17 protein-coding genes are annotated in these 21,769 nt (G+C 32.0%); 5 read left to right on the forward strand and 12 right to left on the reverse strand.

The genetic code is table 11. The features are described from left to right. Positions 1-456: 456 nt before the first annotated feature. From ACIQ2J_RS04535 to ACIQ2J_RS04555, 5 genes are all read right to left on the reverse strand, one after another. Complete coding sequence (locus ACIQ2J_RS04535; RefSeq protein ID WP_396167181.1) at positions 457-1,011, reverse strand: hypothetical protein; 555 nt, start codon at positions 1,009-1,011, stop codon at positions 457-459. 8 nt (positions 1,012-1,019) lie between these two features. After that, positions 1,020-1,550 carry a stage II sporulation protein M gene (locus ACIQ2J_RS04540; protein WP_396167182.1) on the reverse strand — a complete coding sequence of 177 codons (531 nt, stop codon included), beginning with the start codon at positions 1,548-1,550 and terminating at the stop codon, positions 1,020-1,022. Next, a complete protein-coding gene (locus ACIQ2J_RS04545; protein ID WP_396167183.1) occupies positions 1,531-2,268 on the reverse strand; it encodes a hypothetical protein in 738 nt (245 codons plus the stop codon). The genes ACIQ2J_RS04540 and ACIQ2J_RS04545 overlap by 20 nt, the downstream gene beginning before the upstream one ends. Positions 2,269-2,337: 69 nt before the next feature. Then, complete coding sequence (locus tag ACIQ2J_RS04550) at positions 2,338-2,649, reverse strand: hypothetical protein (protein WP_396167184.1); 312 nt, start codon at positions 2,647-2,649, stop codon at positions 2,338-2,340. A gap of 1,333 nt (positions 2,650-3,982) precedes the next feature. Further along, positions 3,983-5,401, reverse strand: a complete 1,419-nt coding sequence (locus ACIQ2J_RS04555) for a hypothetical protein (protein WP_396167185.1) — start codon at positions 5,399-5,401, stop codon at positions 3,983-3,985. 618 nt (positions 5,402-6,019) lie between these two features. Between ACIQ2J_RS04555 and ACIQ2J_RS04560 the strand changes: the two genes are divergently transcribed. The 4 genes from ACIQ2J_RS04560 to ACIQ2J_RS04575 all read left to right on the forward strand — a co-directional run bounded on the left by ACIQ2J_RS04560 (position 6,020) and on the right by ACIQ2J_RS04575 (position 9,424). After that, entirely contained in the window at positions 6,020-6,304 is a 285-nt protein-coding gene (locus ACIQ2J_RS04560; protein ID WP_396167186.1) for a DUF493 family protein, read from the forward strand. Between the two features lies 1 nt (position 6,305). Then, a complete protein-coding gene (locus tag ACIQ2J_RS04565) occupies positions 6,306-7,031 on the forward strand; it encodes a DUF4290 domain-containing protein (RefSeq protein ID WP_396167187.1) in 726 nt (241 codons plus the stop codon). A gap of 90 nt (positions 7,032-7,121) precedes the next feature. Then, a complete protein-coding gene (murA, locus tag ACIQ2J_RS04570; protein ID WP_396167188.1) occupies positions 7,122-8,429 on the forward strand; it encodes a UDP-N-acetylglucosamine 1-carboxyvinyltransferase in 1,308 nt (435 codons plus the stop codon). Positions 8,430-8,656: 227 nt separating this feature from the next. Continuing rightward, positions 8,657-9,424 carry a sulfite exporter TauE/SafE family protein gene (locus tag ACIQ2J_RS04575; protein WP_396167189.1) on the forward strand — a complete coding sequence of 256 codons (768 nt, stop codon included), beginning with the start codon at positions 8,657-8,659 and terminating at the stop codon, positions 9,422-9,424. 119 nt (positions 9,425-9,543) lie between these two features. Here ACIQ2J_RS04575 and ACIQ2J_RS04580 read toward each other — a convergent pair whose 3' ends face one another. Next, the gene (locus ACIQ2J_RS04580; protein ID WP_396167190.1) at positions 9,544-12,018 is read right to left on the reverse strand and encodes a DUF5686 and carboxypeptidase regulatory-like domain-containing protein; all 2,475 of its coding nucleotides are present in this window, start codon (positions 12,016-12,018) and stop codon (positions 9,544-9,546) included. A gap of 45 nt (positions 12,019-12,063) precedes the next feature. Continuing rightward, positions 12,064-12,480, reverse strand: coding sequence for a type II 3-dehydroquinate dehydratase (aroQ, locus tag ACIQ2J_RS04585; RefSeq protein WP_396167191.1), 417 nt, complete (start codon positions 12,478-12,480; stop codon positions 12,064-12,066). A 154-nt stretch (positions 12,481-12,634) separates the two neighbouring features. On the opposite strand from aroQ, the gene ACIQ2J_RS04590 reads away from it, so the two are divergent. Further along, positions 12,635-13,240: an outer membrane beta-barrel protein gene (locus tag ACIQ2J_RS04590; RefSeq protein ID WP_396167192.1), complete on the forward strand. Its 606-nt coding sequence runs from the start codon at positions 12,635-12,637 to the stop codon at positions 13,238-13,240. Positions 13,241-13,298: 58 nt separating this feature from the next. Here ACIQ2J_RS04590 and ACIQ2J_RS04595 read toward each other — a convergent pair whose 3' ends face one another. The 5 genes from ACIQ2J_RS04595 to porU form a co-directional block, all read right to left on the reverse strand. Continuing rightward, positions 13,299-14,912, reverse strand: a complete 1,614-nt coding sequence (locus ACIQ2J_RS04595; protein WP_396167193.1) for a 2-oxo acid dehydrogenase subunit E2 — start codon at positions 14,910-14,912, stop codon at positions 13,299-13,301. Between the two features lie 2 nt (positions 14,913-14,914). Further along, positions 14,915-15,913 (reverse strand): pyruvate dehydrogenase (acetyl-transferring) E1 component subunit alpha, encoded by a 999-nt coding sequence (gene pdhA / locus ACIQ2J_RS04600; protein ID WP_396167194.1) that lies wholly within the window; start codon positions 15,911-15,913, stop codon positions 14,915-14,917. Between the two features lie 173 nt (positions 15,914-16,086). After that, positions 16,087-16,569 carry a cytidine deaminase gene (gene cdd, locus ACIQ2J_RS04605; protein WP_396167195.1) on the reverse strand — a complete coding sequence of 161 codons (483 nt, stop codon included), beginning with the start codon at positions 16,567-16,569 and terminating at the stop codon, positions 16,087-16,089. A 69-nt stretch (positions 16,570-16,638) separates the two neighbouring features. Next, on the reverse strand, positions 16,639-17,859 hold the full coding sequence (porV, locus tag ACIQ2J_RS04610) for a type IX secretion system outer membrane channel protein PorV (protein ID WP_396167196.1): 1,221 nt from the start codon (positions 17,857-17,859) through the stop codon (positions 16,639-16,641). 37 nt (positions 17,860-17,896) lie between these two features. Continuing rightward, positions 17,897-21,730: a type IX secretion system sortase PorU gene (gene porU / locus ACIQ2J_RS04615; RefSeq protein ID WP_396167197.1), complete on the reverse strand. Its 3,834-nt coding sequence runs from the start codon at positions 21,728-21,730 to the stop codon at positions 17,897-17,899. Between the last annotated feature and the right edge of the window lie 39 nt (positions 21,731-21,769).

The following is a 21,769-nucleotide window of genomic DNA, read 5'->3' on the forward strand; positions in this document are numbered from 1 at the left end:
AGCTTTTAAATCAAAAATATATAAAAAAACTACAACGATAAAAAGTTGTAGTTTTTTGTTTTGAGTCGATTGTGGTTGCAAGGTTGAGAGCCTCGCAGAACATTACGGTGCTATGGAACACTTCGTAAAGAGGAGACTTTGCGGAGCGGGTAAAGTTTCCTGCAACGTCCCGGCGATTGGCGAGGTTGGGGACTAAATAAGCCTTTAACTTTCGGTTTAGCACTGACCTCAAAGATATGCCAAAACTTTAAATTAATCACTGACCCCGCAATCTTGCAAAACGCTTGTTGCAAGATGCCTTTTTTTTCGGTTCTACTTGGTTTAATATTTGTCTTTATGCTTTTATCTTTCATTATTATTAATTTATGATTGTTTATTAGAATTTTACTATTCTTTATTATTAAAAACAGAAAGAGCTAAAACAAAAGGGCGGAAGCCCCTTGTTTTAGCTCTTTTTTAATTATAAAAATATCTAAAGATGAAAAATGAGAAAATTAAAGGTAAAGTAGAATATATTACATTTATAGTTTTTACTTTAGCATCTAATTTAATAAAGTGATATAAATAAACAAAACTTCCAATAATTATGAATGCAATATCACTATATTCAAGTAATTCTGACCATAAGGCATTTTGTTTAATTGTGTTATTAAAATCTTGAACACTATGTATTGTATTAGATTTAAAACTAAAGATAGTGATAAATAGTTTTGATATTTCATTAAAAAACAGAAAATAAACAAAATAATTCATTGATTTATAAAAGTTAGAAACATTTAATCCTTTACCCATTTCAAAAAATTCTATAATTGTATAAGAAAAAAATAAAGAAATAATTATGAAGAAATAAAAAAAAACAGAGCCAATAATTAAGGTAATGTAACTCATTACTCTTGCGTTTGAAATTAAATCATTATCTAAATAGCTTAAAAAGTATTCAACTTTTGCTATACCAATAATAAATGAAAAAAGAATAGTATATAAAATGTTTTTGAGTAAAATAGATTTCATGTTTTTTTTTAAAAATTAGATATTAGAAAGCATTCTATCGTTGCTGCTATTATTAATATTATAGTTGGTTTTATAAATGAATTTAATTCAATATTTATTTTAATTTCATTTTCTAAAAAGATATCACGGTAAAATTTATAACCATTATATCCAATTATAGAAAATAAAAAGAATGAGTAAAATTCTAATATTCCATGAAAAATGAAATAATAGGAAAATTCTAGCAATGAAATATTGCAATAATGATATGAAGTAAAATAATTACCTAGATTGAAACCATTAGTAAGTAGCACAGCAATGGTTAATATTCCGCCAGAAAAATAACCACCTATTGATAAAAAAAATGCAACAATAATATTTTTTAAAAATATTTTTCTGAAAATAATTAAATCAAATTTTAAAGAATACAAACTAAAATCTTCATTAAATGACAAGTCTATAAAATTATCACTTAAAAACTTGATATTAACAAAATAACCAATTGCTATGCCTGTAAATAATGTAATAAATGAAATAAAATTATACTTTGCTAATTTCATTTATTGCTTTTTGAATTTCCATAGAATATACAAGACTATTTTTCTCGCTATCTAATAGCTGTTTAAATTTTTTAAGTGACGGACTTAAAAATTCTTTATTATTATCATCACTTAATTTTTGTATTTTAAAAATACTTAAAAAATATTTATTATAAACCTGTAAAAGAGAAATGCTTATACCTCCTAATATGAAAAAATAATTTTTATAATCGTTATCTAAAGTACCAAGGTAGAAAAGACAAAATGGAATTATTGAAAAAGACAAATATTTAATAGATTTTTTTGGCTGAACTATTTTAAAAAAATGTATCAAATTTGATAAAGTTTTGCTATCTAAACTTAATAGCTTTTCATTTATATAAATATTATCTTCTAAAATAAAATATTCATATTTTCTGCAAATACTACTCGTAAAAATGTTTACTTTTTCATTGAAGTTATCATTGTAATCTTTTTCAATATTTAATTGTTTATTATTTTTAGAAAAAATTAAAAAAAGTTTTATTCTAAAGAAATGTAAATACAATGTAAGAAATACAAATAGTATTAATAATACAAGGATGTTTTCTTTAAAATACTCTAAAGAGAAAAATATTATAGATGATAAAAGAAGAATGTCTAAAAAATGTGAGATTAATGTGTTTTTAAAATCTATTCTATTCCAGTAGCTTGCTGAAATTGAAATTAGAAAACCTAAAATTAATGAATGAATTAGCATAATAATAATAATTTAAAATTAATAAAATATAGCCTAGGATAGCCAATGGCTATCCTAGGCTAAAATAGTTTAAGCTCCACCAACGACACTACCTATAGCGCCACCTGCTACTATGCCCAAATAAGTCCCTGCTGGTCCACCAAATGAACCGATTGCACCACCAATCCATTGACCAGCCCAAGAGCCAGCAGCTGCTCCCATGTGACCACCCGCATATCCCATAAAAATGGTTTGAGCAGTTCCATGTCCTTGATTACCAGCCCACCAACCTCCAATTTCGGCTGTTGCAACTTTGTTTGTTTCTACCATTGCAGATTTTAATGCAAAAATTAAAGTTAAACAAACAAACATTTTTCCAAAAAAAACGATACTACGTTTCATAGTTTAAAATTATTATTCTACATTATGTGGGCAGACATTACACATAATTTCGATGTTATTAAAAAAAAATAAAAAAGTCTGCCGTTGCTTAAAACATTTTACTTCACAAATTGTTCAATTTCTTCTAAATTACTCTTTCAAAAGTTAGTCGTTTCTATTTGTTTTGCTCTTTGGCTTGCCTATACGCTGGCTGTACTTAAACGCTAATCTAATGATTTTCTTTCTTTTAACTTACTTTTTTCACGTTTCGTTTTTCAAAGGTTTCCTGCAACTTGTATATTTACGTATTAATAATTCGACAAAATGCAATTTACTATCGATAAAAATAGTTTTTATTTTCAAATAAAAAAAATGTTTTTTACGAATGAAATAAATTGCAGTGAATTAATTATATAAAAAAATATTTCGTAGATGCTTCTTTAGACATGAAGATAAAGGGATGAGAGTTATTTTTTAGTTCTAGCGAATTTTAAAATAAAAAATTTCTTTTAAAATTCTACTTTCACAAAAGATCTAATCTTACTTAGCTCCGATTGAAGCAACCCTCCCGCTGCGCAAAGTCCTCCCGACTTTGCGGAATATTTTAAACTTTTTATTTTCATATATTTTCATTTTACATCTTTCTTCTTATTCTTTATTTTACCTCAAAGTCATGAGACTTTGCGGAGCGGGTTCCGTTTAGTACTATAAAGCTTCCGCTTGTCATGGTAAAACTTCTCTGTATCAAAGTAAAACAACTCTCATTCACTATTAAGCTTCCGCCTATCATTATTTTATTTCCGTTGTTTACTTTAAATCTTCCGCCTTTCAATATAAATCTTCCGCCTTTCACTATTAAACTTCCGTAGGTTACTGTTAAGTTTCCGTGGGATTTTATGACTTGTTTTTTTTTTTTTGTAAAGTTATTGATGACATATTATGATACAAAAAAAGCAGTTTTGACGAAGCCAAAAACTGCTTTAAAAATATTAAAGAACAATAAAATTTACTTAAATTAAAAATCTATTTTTTTTGTTTTTTTGAAAATTTTAGATATTCTATAAAATATATAAATAGGAAGTCCTATAATAAAAATTAATTGTAATATTCTTATTATAATAAAAATAATATCATTTTCTACATTAAAAGTTTTCATATTTTAAAATTTCACGCATTGTCATCAATAAATGTTTACTGTTGTTACATTAATTTTTAATGTTATTTTTTTTCTTTTTATAGTATTTGACTATTAAATAAATTATTATAGATAATAAAACTAGAAGCGAAAATTGCCAAACAAAAATGCCAAAACTAAAACTATTTGCTATGTGTATCATATTTAAAAATTAAATTGTTATGGTAATCCAATTATTTCAATTGAAATTGGTTCTCCTGTTAACTTATTAACTTTCAATACATATTTAATCTTGAAAGTATGTATTGTTCCAATTCCTTGTGTAAAAAGAACAAAATCTAAATTACCCGAAACAGTAATAGTCACTACATTGCCAGAAGTTGAAACCTGTGAAGCACTTGATGTTGTTGTTTGGGTATAAACTAAACCTAATGTGTTTCCAGAAATACTTGTAGTTACGTCATTAACTGAATATGGATTCAAGGTTTGATTTACTTCTGCATCAAAATGTGTAAATAGATTTACTGTTTTACTGAAGCTAGCAGTTTTTGTATCTCCTTCAATAATAGATGACATAATATCTCCATTTTGGATATTAGAATAATTATTAAAATAATTATTTAATTCATCAATACTATTAAACGTCAAAGCATTTTGAGAATTTATTGTACTATCTAATGCAAAAGTAGAATTATTAATAGCACTTAAATTAATCATTTGTCTTACAAAAGTGGTTAAATTTTGATTCCAATTATTTGCAATTAAATTGTTAATTAGTGCATTATATTCATCGGGATGTTCTATAGTCCATTGCTGTTGTTCAGGCGATAAATTATTTAAAAATTGATTTGTTAAGAATTGATTTGATGTTGATGCTAAACCTGTTGTGTCAGTTAGACCTTCTGTTGATAGATTTGGTGAAATTGTAATATCATCTGATGTTGTAGATGAATCTCCTCCAGGACCACCACCACTACTTGGGCCTACATCAATATGCTCAGGTTCTGGATGCGTTTCAATAGTACCACACAGAGTATAGCTATCATTACTTACACATTGATTGCATTGATCACAAGTACCACTTTTGCATGGACCAGTACCTGTACAATGCCAAAAGTCAACAAAAATAGTTGTGCATGGTGAAGAAGAAGAACGGTTGGATTGATAAAGGTTAGTAATTGTTCCCTCAAATTTTTCAGTCAATTCACCCTTTAATAAAATTAAATTTTCTTGTGTGGGTTTCAATTCTAATATTAATGATTGCCAACCATCTTTATAAAACATTATTAAATTAAAAAGACTTTCATTCGTTCTTTCTAAAGGTTCAATTCTAAAAGTATAAGTTGTTTTTTGATTAATAACAAGCCTTTTGATAAAATTGGTGTCAATATTAAAATCACTTATCTCATAGCTTCCATCAGAATTTCTTGAAGCCAATGTGTTTTCATTTTTTGGTATTGCAATTTTTGTTTTAAAATCGTTCAGACCAGTTTCTTTTTTAAATTGCTCGAAAGAAATTTCTCTTTTGTTGTTAGAGTTTTGAATTTGATTTTCGTATAGATCCTTCTCACAACTCGACAAAACAATTAATGCTAGAAGCAAAAGGAATTTTGAAAATAATTTGTTTTTTGTTTTCATAATATATTATTTTGGTTTTGTTTTTTTCATTTTGCAAAACGCACGGCTGAAAATTTTTCCGTTAAGATAAACTTTATTCTTAAATTATGCGGGTTAATATATTCTTTTTTTATGCGTAATTTTGGGATAAGGTTTCCTGCAACTTGTATATTTACGTATTAATAATTCGACAATATGTAATTTACTATCGTTAAAAGTAGTTTTTATTTTCAAATAAAAAAAATGTTTTTTACGAATGAAATAAATTGCAGTGCATTAATTATATAAAAAAAAATAGTAGATGCTTCTTTAGACATGAAGATAAAGGGATGAGAGTTATTTTTTAGTTCTAGCGAATTTTATAATAAAAAATTTCTTTTAAAATTCTACTTTCACAAAAGACATAACCTATTTAGCCCCGATTGAAGAGAAAATCCTGGCATTGCGATAAGGATATGTTGTTATTGGACTCCTTCGTGCCTCGCAATGACAGATTGCAACGAAAAGCGGGAACGACGATTACCAAAATGCGCAAACCATTCGCTCCTGAAAATTCAAGGTGTAAATCATAAAAATCTAAGTTGGGATATCTTATATCTAATATCAAAAATGTATATTTGCGTTTATTTTAATTAGAGAATGGATAAAAAGACCGAAGAATTTTACATTCGCCTAAAGGAAGAATTGAATAACACTTCCAGTTGGCCATCAGAATACCTTTATAAATTTATTGTTCCTACCGATGCCAAGAAAATAGAAGCGGTGGAAAATGCTTTTGATAATATGGGGGCAGTGATTAAAACCCATCCGTCTAAAGCAGGGAAATACACTAGTATTTCGGTTAATTTAACGATGAATTCTCCCGCGGATGTGGTGGAAAAATACATTGAAGTTTCTACAATAGAAGGAATAATTTCATTTTAATATGGTACCAAAATATATCAAAGAAAATGCGAATGACGTGGTATTTAATTTAGAATACAACGCCGAAAGACCGCATTTAATCATCCCAGAATATGGTCGTCATTTGCAAAAATTGATTGATCAGGCTAAGGTTATTGCCGATAGGGAAGAACGCAACAAGGCGGCTCGTTACATCATTCAGGTAATGGGGAGTTTGAATCCGCATCTGCGCGATGTACCCGATTTTCAGCATAAATTGTGGGACCAGATTTTTATTATGGCCGATTTTATGTTGGATGTAGATTCGCCCTATCCTATACCAACTCGGGAGGTGATTAACTTGAAGCCAGAGCGATTGGCATATCCGCAGAAAAATCCGAAATACCGTTTTTATGGAAACAATATCAAATACATGATAGAAGTTGCCAACAAATGGGAGGAAGGCGAAATGAAAAGTGCGTTGGTAAAAGTTATTGCCAACCACATGAAAAAATCGTATTTGAGTTGGAATAAAGACACGGTTACCGATACGGTTATTTTCGAACATTTGTATGAACTATCCGAAGGTACTATCAATCTTTTGGGCAGTGAAGAAGAATTATCTACTACTAATGATTTAATTCGTACCAACAAAAAAGTGTCTAACAAAACGTTGGCACCGGCTCAAAAAAACATGAAAATTCAAGGTTTTAAAAAACCAGCTTTAGGCAAAAAGCCTTTTGTGAAAAATAATAATAATCCAAAATAGTTGCGAGTTACGTGTTGCGAGTTGCGAGTTCTTGAACCCAAAACCCAAAACCCAAAACCCAAAACCCAAAACCCCAAACCAAAAATAAACATGGGAACTTTTAAAATTGAAGGAGGCATTAGACTAAAAGGGGATGTTACACCACAAGGCGCTAAAAACGAGGCTTTACAAATATTGTGTGCCGTGCTTTTAACACCAGAAAAAGTAACAATTAGTAATATTCCAGATATTATTGATGTCAATAAATTGATAACGCTTTTAGGAAACTTGGGCGTTAAATTGCAAAAAAACGGACCAGGATCTATTACTTTTCAAGCCGATGAGGTGAATGTAGCGTATCTTGAAACGGAAGCATTTAAAAAAGAAGGTGGTTCTCTTAGAGGGTCTATCATGATTGTTGGGCCATTGTTGACTCGATTTGGAAAAGGATATATTCCGAAACCAGGTGGCGATAAAATTGGAAGACGAAGATTGGATACCCATTTTGAAGGATTTATTAATCTTGGTGCTAAATTTAGATACGAAAGAGAAGACCATTTTTATGGTGTAGAAAATGAAGGAAGATTAAAAGGTGCCTATATGTTGTTGGACGAAGCTTCGGTAACGGGGACTGCCAATATTGTTATGGCTGCTGTTTTAGCCGAAGGAATAACTACTATTTACAATGCAGCTTGCGAGCCTTATTTGCAACAACTGTGTAAAATGTTGAACTCTATGGGTGCCAACATTAAAGGAGTTGGATCGAATATGTTAATCATTGAAGGCGTTGAAAGTCTTGGTGGATGTGATCATAGAATTCTACCCGACATGATTGAAATTGGTTCTTGGATTGGTCTTGCGGCCATGACTAGAAGTGAAATCACGATTAAAAATGTAAGTTGGGATAACCTAGGAGTTATTCCGAGTGTGTTTAGAAAACTTGGAATTACTCTAGAACGAAGAGGCGATGATATTTATATTCCTACGCATGAAGGATATGAAGTAAAAACCGATATTGATGGGTCTATTTTAACTATTGCCGATGCGCCATGGCCAGGATTTACTCCCGATTTATTAAGTATTATTTTAGTGGTTGCAACGCAAGCCAATGGCGATGTATTGATTCACCAAAAAATGTTTGAAAGCCGTTTGTTTTTTGTGGACAAACTGATTGATATGGGTGCTAAGATTATGTTATGCGATCCGCACCGTGCGGTGGTTATGGGACATAATTTTAAATCAGAATTGAAAGCAACCGTAATGAGTTCGCCAGATATTAGAGCGGGAATCTCGTTATTAATTGCTGCGCTTTCTGCTAAAGGGACTTCTACCATTCAAAACATTGAACAAATTGATAGAGGGTACGAACGAATAGACGAACGCTTGCGTGCACTTGGTGCGAATATCGTGAGGGTATAAATAAAATTCCAATATTTTAAAATTCCAAATTCCAAATTTATCTTTGATACCTTGGAATTTGGATTTTTTTTTAATTTAATAAGATTGATGAAAACAAATATTTCAACTTTACTTTAAGGAATTGGAATTTAATTATTGGAATTTAATGAGATTGATGAAAACAAATATTTCAACTTTACTTTAATGAATTGGAATTTGGAATTTAATTATTGGAATTTAAAATATTTATGGAAACCTATATAATTGTACTTCTTTGTTTAGCAGCCTTTTTTGCAGGATTTGTAGATGCTATTGTAGGTGGTGGTGGTTTGATTCAAACTCCGGTTGCTTTGGTATTGTTGCCAAATTTGGCGGTTTCTTCGGTAATTGGATCGTTGAAAATTCCTGCTTTTAGCGGTACTTCTTTTGCTGCCAATCAGTATTTGAAGAAAGTACAAATGAATTGGAAATTACTTTCCATAATGGCTGTTATAGCTTTTAGTTCGGCATTTTTAGGGTCCAATTTATTGACTTTGGTGAGCAATGATTTTATGAAACCATTGCTGTTAGTTGTATTGACTTTGATTGCAATTTATACCTTTGCCAAAAAGAATTTCGGAACCCACCAAGAGAAGAATTTATCTCCAAAAAAGCAATTGCTTCTAGCCGTTGTAATGAGTATTTGTATAGGATTTTACGACGGATTTATTGGACCGGGAACGGGAAGTTTTTTGGTTTTAGGATTTGTTACAATCTTGGGTTTTGATTTTTTACATGCTTCCGCAAATGCTAAAATGGTAAACCTAGCAACGAATTTCGGTTCGATTTGTTTGTTTATTTTGAAAGGGAAAATTATTTGGGCAATTGCAATTCCGATGGCGGTATGTAATGCTTTTGGTGGATGGATGGGAGCCAAGTTGGCTATTAAAAAAGGAAACTCTTTTATTCGAATTTTCTTTTTAATAGTGGTGGTTGGCACTTTAATCCGATTTGGATATGATGTGTTTTTTAAATGATATTTTTTTTGCCACGAATGACACTAATTTTCACTATTTGTTTTTACCACAGATTACACGGATTACACAGATTTTTTAAATCCTATTAATCTTTTTAATCTGTGGCAAAAAAAACTATTTTATTCTAATATATTCAAGAATTTCAATCCGAAGATAACGGTATTTCCTTGGTAGCCATTTTGGTAAGAACGAACATAATCTACTCTGAAAAGTTTTGCTTTTCCAACCCCTAAATTGTCCAATCCCACCGAAAATTCTTGGTACGGATTTCTTCCAGGGATTGCCAAATTGTGGAATCCTAAAACCAATTGCGATTGCAGTTTGTTCAATAACGGAATTTTATTCATCAAAAATCCTTTGTCGTTATGCTCGATATGGGTTTCAAAATAACTATTGTTGGTACTTGCTGAATAATAGGGTAAGTTGTTGAACTGATTGGTATAACTTTCGCCACCTGTAATATGGGTTTGGTTGCCGTTAAAGTGTTTGTAATCTACAAAAGATATGTTATCGGCAGTAAAGAATTTGCCTCCTCTAAGGTTGATTTTCATATCGCCTTTGTTTCCGAGAGTAAAATCTTGCTGAACTCTTGCAGATAGCAAGGTGTATTCGTATTTTTTGTCGTTTGCTGCAAAGGTTTTTTCTAGACCTACCGAAATAGTTGGGTAAGCATCATTCCCAATGTTGTATTTTCCATCGGGTCTGGTCCAATAGTGCTGCCCAAATTTGATTACTGCAACTACATTGGCTTTCATTAAATTGTGTTTTTCAAATGCTGGAGTTACAAAGTCATTTGGTAGGATTGGGTTGTTATACGAATAGATGTCATCGGTTTTGGTAGTGCTTTGGTCAGAGGTATTCCATAAGGATTTTCTTTCCGAATATTCTAAATTGAAATTCATATTTAAACCATTTACAATCTCCCTTCCAAAATTGGCAGCAACAAAATTTTTCTCGTACAACTTCATAAAATTGTTTTTAAACAACAAACTGCTGAAGGTATTTACCATATTTGAGATAGGATTGTTTCCGTTGAATTGGTTCACGCTGCTTCCTCCATTTACATAAAGCATGGCATTATTGATATTGTTGAATTTACGAACATAACTTCCTGTAGCACGTAGTTTATTTTCTGAAAATCCATAATCAAAATTAGAACCAACTCTGGTGAAAGTTCTTTTTTCTTGATCTCGTTTGATGTACGATAAACCTGATTGTGTTTTCCAACCCTGCACGGTGTTGAAGGAGGTTTTCATCAAAGGCCCATCGTAATTGATAGACCATTTTTTAAAGGAATTAGAATAATTATATCCCATAAGCAAACTTGAAACTCTAAATTTATTTCGTTTGTTGTCAATAGAATCTAAATAGGTTTTAGATTTTTTCTTGGTTTGAATAGCATCTTTCTTTAAATAATCGGTGCTTTCTTCTAAAGTTAAAGGAACTGGACGAATGGTGTTCCAAAAGGAGTCTTCTTTTTTATTGGCATTTGCTTCAAATTTTAAAACTTCGTTAGTAAACGTTTTCTTTTCTAATTTTTCTGGAAAATCAAAATTAGAAAATACATAGGTAAATTTCCCATTGATATTGATGCCAAACATTCCAGCTTCAAAATCTATCGTTTGGGTATTCTTAGCCCAAATTTTATTGGTGTTATTATAACTAAAATTCTGCTTTAATGTTAAAGTATTCAGTGCCGGATTTTGCATTTGACTTCCCTTAATGGATAAATCTACAGCATAGATTGCCCAAGAATCGTCTACAATGTAAATGTAGCCGACCATTGCTGGTTCATTTTCTCGTTTTGGGGTTACTTTTATTTTATCTATAATTTTATTGTTATCATCTACAAAAGAACCATCAAATTTGTATTTATAATAATTAAAAGCATTGTCTGCAATAGGAGAAACTACTTTTACATTAAAATCTAAATAGTTTTCGTAAAAGTCAAAATTTACATCGGCAGCATTATTAAAACTGAAACCATTATCGTTGCCACTAACTTTAGAAGCAATGATAGTTTCCTTCATTTTATCGGGCTTTTGGAATGTTATTTTAGAAACTGTTTCCGAAAGATATAAAATACCGCTTCGGGTGGAATCTATCACTTCATCAAAGAAATCTAGCTTTTGACCTAATATTGCTTTCGGAAGGTTTTTAACCCGAAAGATTCCTCTGGAATAAAAATCGGCATTGTATTTAGCTGTTTTGGCAGAATTTTCTTTTCTGCTAGCAATGGCATTTTTTATAATTTCAATAGCAGGATTTACTTTAGTACTAATTGACACCTCATTCAATTGGATTTCTTCCTCTTGTAAGGTAGCGTCTACTGTAAGAGTAACTTTATTAAATTCTACAATTTTCTTTTCGGTTTTATACCCTAAATATTTATAAATAATTGTGTACGTTCCAGAAATTTTTATATTTAGTTCGTATTTGCCTTGGTCATTAGTAGTGGTGCTAATATAGGTGTCTTTTACATATACATTGGCAAAGGCAATTGGTTTTCCTTGCAAGTCATTAACTACTCCTTTTACTTGTCCGAAAGAAATTACTGAGAAAATTAGAAATAAAAGGGTACTGATTTTTTTCATAAAAAATGTTTTATAGAAAATTATTAATAAAATAAATGCTAACTATTATAACAAAAAGGATTGCAAAGCGAGTTCGTAACTTTTCAAACCAAACCCAAGAATTACTCCTTTGGCACTAGAGGAAATATAGGACTGGTGACGAAATTCTTCTCTTGCAAACGTATTAGAAATATGCACTTCAATTACCGGGGTAGTAATTGCTTTAACGGCATCTCCAATTCCTATAGAAGTATGAGTGTAGGCAGCAGCATTTAGAATGATTCCGTTGTAAGAAAATCCAACATTTTGTAATTTATTTATCAATTCACCTTCAACATTACTTTGGTAATATTCTAATTCTACTACAGGAAATTTCTCTTTTAAAAAATTAAAATAATCTTCAAAATTTTGGTGCCCATAAATTTCAGGCTCTCTTTTTCCTAGTAAATTCAAGTTGGGACCGTTGATAATAATAATTTTCATGTAAAAGGTTTCGGTAAAATTAAATAAACTTTGTTACAAATAAGTTGTTTTAAGATTTTTTTAGAACTATTCTAAATATTAAAAGTAGACATTTTTTTTTGCACAGATTATTTTATTTTTTTAACTTTAAGTATAACTTTAATTAATAAATAAGATGAAAAAAATCATTTTAACTGTTGTTGCACTTAGTGCTATTGGTTTTGCTAACGCGCAAAACAAAAAAGAATCTAATTTAGGATTTGCTAAAGGAGATGTTTTTGTATCTGGAGCTCTACTATTTGGTTCCGATTCAAAGATTTCTTATTACAAAGAAGACCGTTTTGTTTTTGCACCTTCTGTAGGCTATTTTGTTTCGGATAATATAGCTTTAGGTGTAAACCTAAATATTGGATCAGGAAGTGTTCAAGCAACTTCTGCTTCGGGTAAAAGCAAAACTAGTACTTTTGCAGCTGGATTGGCTGGTAGATATTATTTTAATCCAGCTTCTCAATTTTCCTTATTTGGAGAACTTGGTGCCGCTTTTGGTACAGATAAATCTACTCCTGTAATTGGAAATGTTACTAAAGTGAACAGTTTTGCAGTTGCTTTGGCTCCAGGATTAAATTATTTTGTTTCAAAAAATTTCTCTTTAGAAACTAAAATTGCAGTTTTAAGTTATGCTTCTCAAAAAGGTGACCAGCCTGGTGATGAAAATGCTTCTAGCATTAGACTTGGAGGAGACTGGTCTGCAGTTTCATTTGGAGTTAACTACAAATTCTAATCTAAATTAACTAGTCCTAAAAATCGACAAAGATATTTTAGGACTAGTTTTTAATATATTATGCTAACATCGTTACTGGATTTTCAATAAACAATTTTAATGTTTGTAAAAATTGTGCGCCTGTAGCTCCATCGATAGTTCGATGGTCGCAAGCTAAGGATAACATCATGGTGTTTCCAACTACAATTTGACCTTTTTTAACCACTGGTTTTTCAACGATTGCTCCTACGGAAAGGATAGCTGAATTGGGTTGGTTGATGATGGAATTAAATTCTACTATTCCGAACATTCCAAGGTTAGAAACAGTGAAAGTACTTCCTTCCATTTCGGTTGGTAGTAATTTTTTAGTTTTTGCTCTTCCTGCTAAATCACGAACACCTGCTCCAATTTGAGACAAACTCATGGCATCGGTAAAACGTAAAACTGGAACTACTAATCCGTCTTCAACAGCTACTGCAACGCCAATATTCACGTGGTGATTGATGGTAATTGCCTCTTCTTTCCACTGCGAATTGATTTTTGGATGTTTTTTCAATGCCATTGCACAGGCTTTGATTACCATATCGTTAAACGAAACTTTGGTATCTGGCACTGCGTTAATAATGGCTCTTGATTGCATTGCGTCGTCCATGCTCACTTCAATTGTAAGGTTGTAGTGCGGTGCGGTGAATAAAGATTCTGCCAAACGTTTGGCAATTATTTTTCGCATTTGCGAATTTTTGATTTCTTCGGTAACCACTTCTCCTGCTGGAACGAATGGTTTGGTTGCAGCTGCAGTTGCTGGCTGAGAAGTTGTAGGTTGACTTTCGACTTTCGACTGTTGACTTTCGACTTTATAGTTTTCTACATCACTTTTTGTAATTCTTCCGTTTTCACCAGAACCTTGCACTAGAGAAAGGTTAATCCCTTTATCTTTAGCTATTTGTTTTGCTAATGGAGAAGCGAAAATGCGATCATTGGAGTTGGAAGTTGGGACTTGGGTGTTAGAAGTTGCAGCTGCTTGTGCTTCTACTTTTTCTACACTTTTAGCAACTGTTGCTGCTTCGCCATTTCCGTAATTCTCTGCTACTCCTGTTATGTCTGTTCCTGCAGGCCCGATGATAGCTAATACGCTATCTACTGGTGCAGATTCACCTTCGTTAATTCCTATGAATAATAAAGTACCTGAATTGAAAGATTCAAATTCCATGGTTGCTTTGTCGGTTTCGATTTCCGCAAGAATATCTCCTTCTTTCACTTCATCTCCAACTTTTTTTAACCAAGTAGCAACGGTTCCAGTAGTCATAGTATCACTTAAACGTGGCATAGTGATTACTTTTACATTAGCTGGAAGTTGGAAGTTAGAAGTTGGAAGTTGCTCTTCTTTAAGTTCAACTTTTTCTTCTTGGGATTTGGGATTTGAAGTATTAGAAATTAATGAACTAATATCTTCTCCTTCTGTTCCTATAATTGCAAGAAGTGAATCTACTGGTGCCGATTCTCCTTCAGGAATTCCGATGTATAATAAAACACCCGAATTGAAAGATTCAAATTCCATTGTAGCTTTATCGGTTTCGATTTCGGCTAAGATGTCACCTTCTTTTATGGTATCGCCCACTTTTTTTAGCCAAGTAGCAACAGTTCCTTCGGTCATTGTGTCGCTCAAACGAGGCATGTTTATTACTGTAGCCATAATTATAATCTATGAGAAATGAAAGGATAATTTTCTTGTTCGTAAACCACATCATACAATTGTTGTACTTCTGGAAACGGTGATTCTTCAGCAAATTTTTCGCATTCGTCAACCAAGTCTTTTACTCTTTGATCAATTGCTTCAATTTCTGCTTCAGTTGCGTAGTTATTTTCTTTGATTACATCCAAAACTTGCGTAATTGGATCTATTTTTCGGTATTCTTCAACTTCGTCTTTGGTTCTGTATAATTGTGCATCCGACATAGAGTGACCTCTATAACGGTACGTTTTCATTTCTAAAAATGTTGGTCCGTCACCACGACGTGCTCTGTCAATTGCTTCGGTCATTGCTTCTGCAACTTTCACAGGATTCATTCCATCAACTGGTCCGCAAGGCATTTCATATCCTAAACCAAGTTTCCACACGTCGGTATGATTTGCGGTTCTTTCAACAGAAGTTCCCATTGCATATCCGTTGTTTTCACAAATAAATACTACAGGAAGTTTCCATAACATAGCCATATTAAACGCTTCGTGAAGCGATCCTTGGCGCGCGGCACCATCCCCAAAATAGGTTAAAGTTACGCCACCAGTTTCGAAATATTTATCGGCGAAAGCCATACCAGCTCCTACCGGAATTTGAGCACCCACGATTCCGTGACCACCAAAAAAACCTTTTTCTTTAGAGAAAATGTGCATAGATCCACCCATTCCTTTAGAAGTTCCAGTTACTTTTCCGTAAAGTTCTGCCATAACTCTTTTTGGATCCACACCCATTCCGATTGGTTGCACGTGATTACGGTAAGCAGTAATCATCTTGTCTTTAGAAAGATCCATAGCGTGAAGTGCACCCGCTAAAACTGCTTCTTGACCATTATATAAATGTAAAAATCCTCTGACTTTTTGTTGGATGTAAACTGCAGCTAATTTATCTTCAAATTTTCTCCAGAACTGCATATCTTCATACCAGTTTAAGTATACTTCTTTAGTAATCTCTTTCATTTTTAATGAATTACGGATGTTGTTTTTTGTTTTTATTTAGCAAATATATAGAATATCAAAAATTCGCGAATTGCAAAAGTAGGATATTGCTATTAGATGTAAAAATTATTACCGACGAAAATGGTATTTTTTAATAATTGTTCCATCAAAAATATTAACTATAACGATATAGCCTATAAGGATGTTTTATTAAAAGATAAAGGCAATAAATTATTAATGGAATTTGACTTGTAAACCTCACCCGATTCCCCCATAAAGTATATTTCTATCGGAGTATCCTGTTTGAATTCATATTCTGCAATAGATTGACGACAAGAACCACAAGGAGGAATTGGCGACAAGGTGGGATTAGAATCGGAAGCCGCTGTAATTGCGATGGTTAAAATCTTGACATCGGGATAAACTGCTCCTGCTTGATATATCGCTACCCTTTCGGCACAAAGCCCCGATGGATAGGCCGCATTTTCTTGATTAGACCCCAAAACAATTTTACCATTATCTAATAAGATTGCAGCACCTACTCTAAAATGAGAATAAGGAGCATAGGCCTTTTTCCTTATTTCGATAGCTTGTTGCATTAACGTCTGAATATTTTCAGACAAATCAGAAATGCTGTGAAAAACTTCAAAGGTTGTGGTAATGTGTATTTCTTTCATTGGATTATTGCGGAAAAAAAATCCAAATTTCAAAACTGAAATTTGGATTTTTAATTAAATTATAAAATTCTAATATTCATCGTATTTATCACCAAAGTTAAAGGTTAAAGAAAAACGAAGTGTATTCTCTAAAGGACTCTTAATTCTAGATGCATTGAATAAATAAGAAACGTCTACTTTAACTACGTTGTATTTAAAACCTGCTCCAAGAGAGAAAAATTTCCTTGCTCCTTTCATAGGACTTTCATGAAAATAACCCATTCGAAATGCGAAAGAATCTTGATAAGAATATTCCGTACCAACTGAATAGGTAAATTCTTTAAGTTCTTCTGACATTCCTCCTGGAGCATCTCCAAAAGATTTAAACATTCCAGAAACCCAGTTTATTTTTTTGTAATCGGTGTTGATTATGGATTGGTCGGTGTTATCAATTACTCCATCAGCATTAACATCGGTAAGTGCTTGCGGAGTTGGCACCATCAGTTTAGCAAATTCCACGTTTAGAGCTACTTTACTATATTCGTCTAAAATAAAATCAAAACCTCCACCAATACGCATGTTCGCAGGTAAATAATTAGAAGTAATATCATTTTTAGTAGCGTCATAACTTATTTTTGGACCCATATTTTGGAAGTTAAATCCAAAACGGTATCTTCCGTTAAAATCACTAAAAGCAACTTCTTCCGATTGAAAAAATCCAGCCACATCTACCGCAAAAGACTTTCCAGCTACTGCATCGGTATTTATATCTGCAATTTTCAAATTGGATCTAATGTATCTTCCACCAACAGCCATACTGAAATGATCACTTAATTTCAAGGAATAGGAACCATCCAATGCCAATTCATTTGGTTTTACAACATTGGCTGGGTCGTCAAAATTTTGTCTTAATTCTATTTCACCTAAACTAAAATAACGCAAACTTGTTGCAAATGCACTTCTTTCAGATAGTCGGTTGTAGTAATTTACTTGTCCTAAAGAAATATCGTTTACTAATTGGGTTAAGTAGGGCGTATAACTAATAGAAAACCCTTGTTTATCAAGTGCAAAAGCATATTTAGCTGGATTCCATTGTTGGGAATAGGCATCTGCAGATGTTGCAACACCTTGATCTGCCATACCTGCAGCGCGTGCATCGGCAGCTACCATTAAGAATGGAACCCCAGTTGTAATAACGCGTTCTTGCGCAGTAACAAACTGATTTGTAAATATTACTAAAGCCAACAATAGTATAGTTTTACTACTGCTAATTTGCTTATTTATTTTAAATTGTTGAAGCTTCGATTTCATTTTTATTGTATTATTATTTAACAAATATAACATTTTCTTATAGGATAACAAGTTTTTCAAATTTTTCCGCCTTATTATTAGAAACTGTTGACTTGACGGTTAGTTTATAAATATAGACACCCTTTCCTATTTTATCTCCAAAATCATCTTTGCCATCCCAATTAATTTCTCTGGATAAAAACCCTTCTGTAGTAATGATTTGATTGATAGTTTTTACAATTTTACCGGTAATGGTCATGACCTGCACTTGCACTTCTAAAGGCTCATAAGGCTTGTTATGATTGAACCAAAATTGCGTATAATTTACAAATGGATTTGGATAATTTAACACATTTGTTAAGGTAACATCTTGACTATTAGCAACTACAAATTGAATTTCACTGGACACATAATTATTGTAAACATCCCAGGCTTTAAAAATAATAGTATGCAATCCTGCAGCTAAATTCCGGAACGGAAATCTGATTTTACCTTTGGTATAATTGTTAAGTTCGGTTTCGTAATAATCATTCAATACATAAGGTTTGGTTTCGTCGCCATCTAATATTGCCACAATATCATGCCCTATTCCACTTGCGGTGTTGATACCATGTTCGTCTTCTAAAAAAGCAAGGAAATAGGGAGATTCATTAGTGATTCCACCATTTACAAAAGTTTCATCATTCATATAAAGCCGCACTCTAGGCGGGATGACATCTGCTACAGCATTGGTGTTTACCCCTCCTACTTTTATATTCAAATTATACCCGGTTTTATCTAAAAATACTTGATTTCTTTTAGCATAAAAACTTACTCTACCATTTCCAAGTGGAATTTTGATGTCTTTAGGAACAACGAAACCAAGTTCGAATACACCATTATTTACTGAAGCGTTTCCTCTAAATATAGTTTCTCCTATATTGTCGAACGAAATTGGCACACTAAATCCATCGTTATTTAGTGTCATTTTGGAATAATTTTTATCAAACACATTTACAGAAAGCTCTCCATTATAGGAAGTTAACAAAGTTCCATTTTCATCTTGCACTTCTCCAGTAAGTTTAACATAACCTAATGCTTTCAAGTCATCTACAGGCTGTGACATAGGCACGTCGTTGACCTTAGTTAGAACAACAGTTGGCTTTGGAATTGCCAACATTAGGGCAGGATCTCCTATATAGGATGTAACTCTGACTGCAGATCCATCGGCATTGCTAGCACTTTTTGCCTGGCGCAATGCCTCGGCAATAGAAATGATTGGTGAAGTACCAAAAGAAAAAAGTTTTTCAGAAAGTGATTTATTAAAACCGAAGGCATAACTTATTTCACGTGTTGTTGAAACCAAAGAAATGGCACCTCCAGATGGATTCCAAAAAGTATATTCTCCAGCGGTAGGCCGAAATGGATTGTCAAAACGGGTAAATTGACAAGTGATTGTAATTACCAAGGGGTATTTATATTGGTTATGAAAATTAGCGCCATCCAATTTATCCCAAAGTCGCTCTCCTGTTAAACCATCTTCTCCTCCATGACCCAGATAATTAAAAACTAATGCTCCATTTTCAAAATAATTGGTTAAATCCTCTTTGGCTTTTGGATATCTTGCCCCACCTGCTGAAGTTTCTTGTTGATAGGAATCTAAAAGAATTTTCTTGAAATTAATAAAGGGTTTATTAGTATAAATAAGATCTGTTAGTTCATTTTGAGCAACTTGCAAAACTTGATCTCCATCTTTATCGGTATCATCCGATATTGATACATATATATTTCTCCAACTTCCATAAGATTTAATATCGTGGTATTCTATGACCTTAGTAACCATTTCTTCTGCTTGTTGTACTGATGACACCAACATTCTACCCACAGCAATGTCTGGCGCACCATAATTATTGTCGAGATTTCCTTCTGTAGCATCCATCTCTACAAAATAATCATCTGAAGAAAAAGAGGTTGCAAATTCTGTATAACTATTCACTGCATGGTAAATAGGGACTATATTGGTATTATTTCGAATTCTATCTTTAAAATCATACGAAGCATCGCCAAAAAGATTTACATATTTTACTTTATTAGCTGGTGTAGATGCGTTTTGGTATACATATTTAATAAAATTTCTAATGGCGCCAATATCTTGTTTTCCGCCACCAAATTCTGGATAAATTAAATCTAGATTAACTACTTTCACATTCAATCCCGAATAATTTCTATGGAAATTAGCCAACTTTTCGGCTTGTGAATTTAAAAAACTAGGAGTAATAATTAAATAATCTATATCTTGAAAAATACCTTGTGTATTTTTAAAAATAGTACCTTTTAAATCTTGGTTAGCTACTGAAACATTAGAATCTTTAGAAGGTGCATATAAATCCGATAAATCTATTGCAATGTATTTTGTATCTTGTCCTAATAAAGAAGTAAATGAAAAACTACTTTGCCCTGCATTAGAAATAGTTCCAACATTATAAATATCTGAAATATCCCAAACTTGAGAAATTCCAACAGCATTGGCAATTTGATATTGAGCAATTCCGGAAAGAGTACTTGCAGCATTATAAGTAAATCGAAATTGTTTTCCATAACCTATTAAATTACTTTTTGCTTTTAAATTAATATAATCTAAATAGCCTTTGGAAGTAGGAACCCCATTATTATTATAAGTAAGTTTTATACTGATATTTGCAACGGCAGGAAAAGTAGTTGTTGACGATAAATTAGCTTCTGCCGCAACTTTACCGGAATTCAAGGCTACGTCAACCATAGATAAAGTACCTAAATTTAAACCATTTGCTGTTGCAACAAAAGAAGTTGAAACTATTGAAAGGGCTCCAGTATGCAATGCAATACTGACTGGCACTGTGGTATCAATATTTGGGAAAGAAAAATCAAAAGTTTGTTCGTTTTTTAAACTAAAATCCTCACCAAACCAGGTTCTACCCAACTTTCCAATATTAGTTAGATCAACTTCATGAAATTGATAATCGTCAAAAGTTGTTATATTTAATGTTGGAGTTCCTGCAGGTTGTGTAATGGTATTAATTCTTTTTCCATTGGTAGCACCAATCGTGATATAATAATAGGACTTATCTGCATATAAATTCAAATTGGTTTTGTTTTCCGAACTCCAATTATCCATTCCTTCCCCATAAAATAATATATAATCGTCGTCATTAAAAATGCCATCCGATTCTCCAACAACTTGAACAGCATTTTCTGTTAAATCATAAGGAAATGTGCTGCTATTTGCTAATGGCACCATTCTTCCTCCTAATCCATAAATTTGAATTTTTTGTGGATTTATAGCGTTTACATTAAACCCTAAATCGGATAAAAAACTTTTAGATATTCTATAAACTCCAGATTTTTGTATGTAAATACGTTTCCAAGTACCTGTAGCTAAAACCGAATTAGAAATTGTTGTAATAGAATTGTTAGTAGCGATTTTAAAAGAATTAGTTTCTCTTGTGAAAGAATAAGTCAAAGATTTCACTCTCTTAAAACCAGAATCATCTTTGATTATAGGCGAAAAAGATAAATAACCAAAATACTGGTCTCTAGAAATAGAAGTCTTAACAGAAGCATTAATAGTGTTGTTTATTGAGGACTGAGACAAATCTCCTAACTGTGCAGTTGAAATAGATTCAAATTCTATATTATTAATTTGCAAAGAGGATTCATTAACAAAAAAATCCGTAGGAATTTTTTTTATAAATTGTATAGATTTATTTTGCAAATCAAAATTATAACTATCAGAAGAAAATTGAGGAACGTTTAATTTAATATCACCAATAGAATAGATAGTTTTAGCAACCCAATCTAAAGTAATAGTGGCACTTTGTTGCGCATTAACAAAGCCACATAATAAAACTATAAAACAAGTAACAATCTTTTTCATTAAATAGAGAAACGTGAATTTGATGTAAATATTACAATT

The sequence above is a fragment of the Flavobacterium sp. genome, assembly GCF_044357305.1.
Taxonomy (GTDB): Bacteria; Bacteroidota; Bacteroidia; order Flavobacteriales; family Flavobacteriaceae; genus Flavobacterium.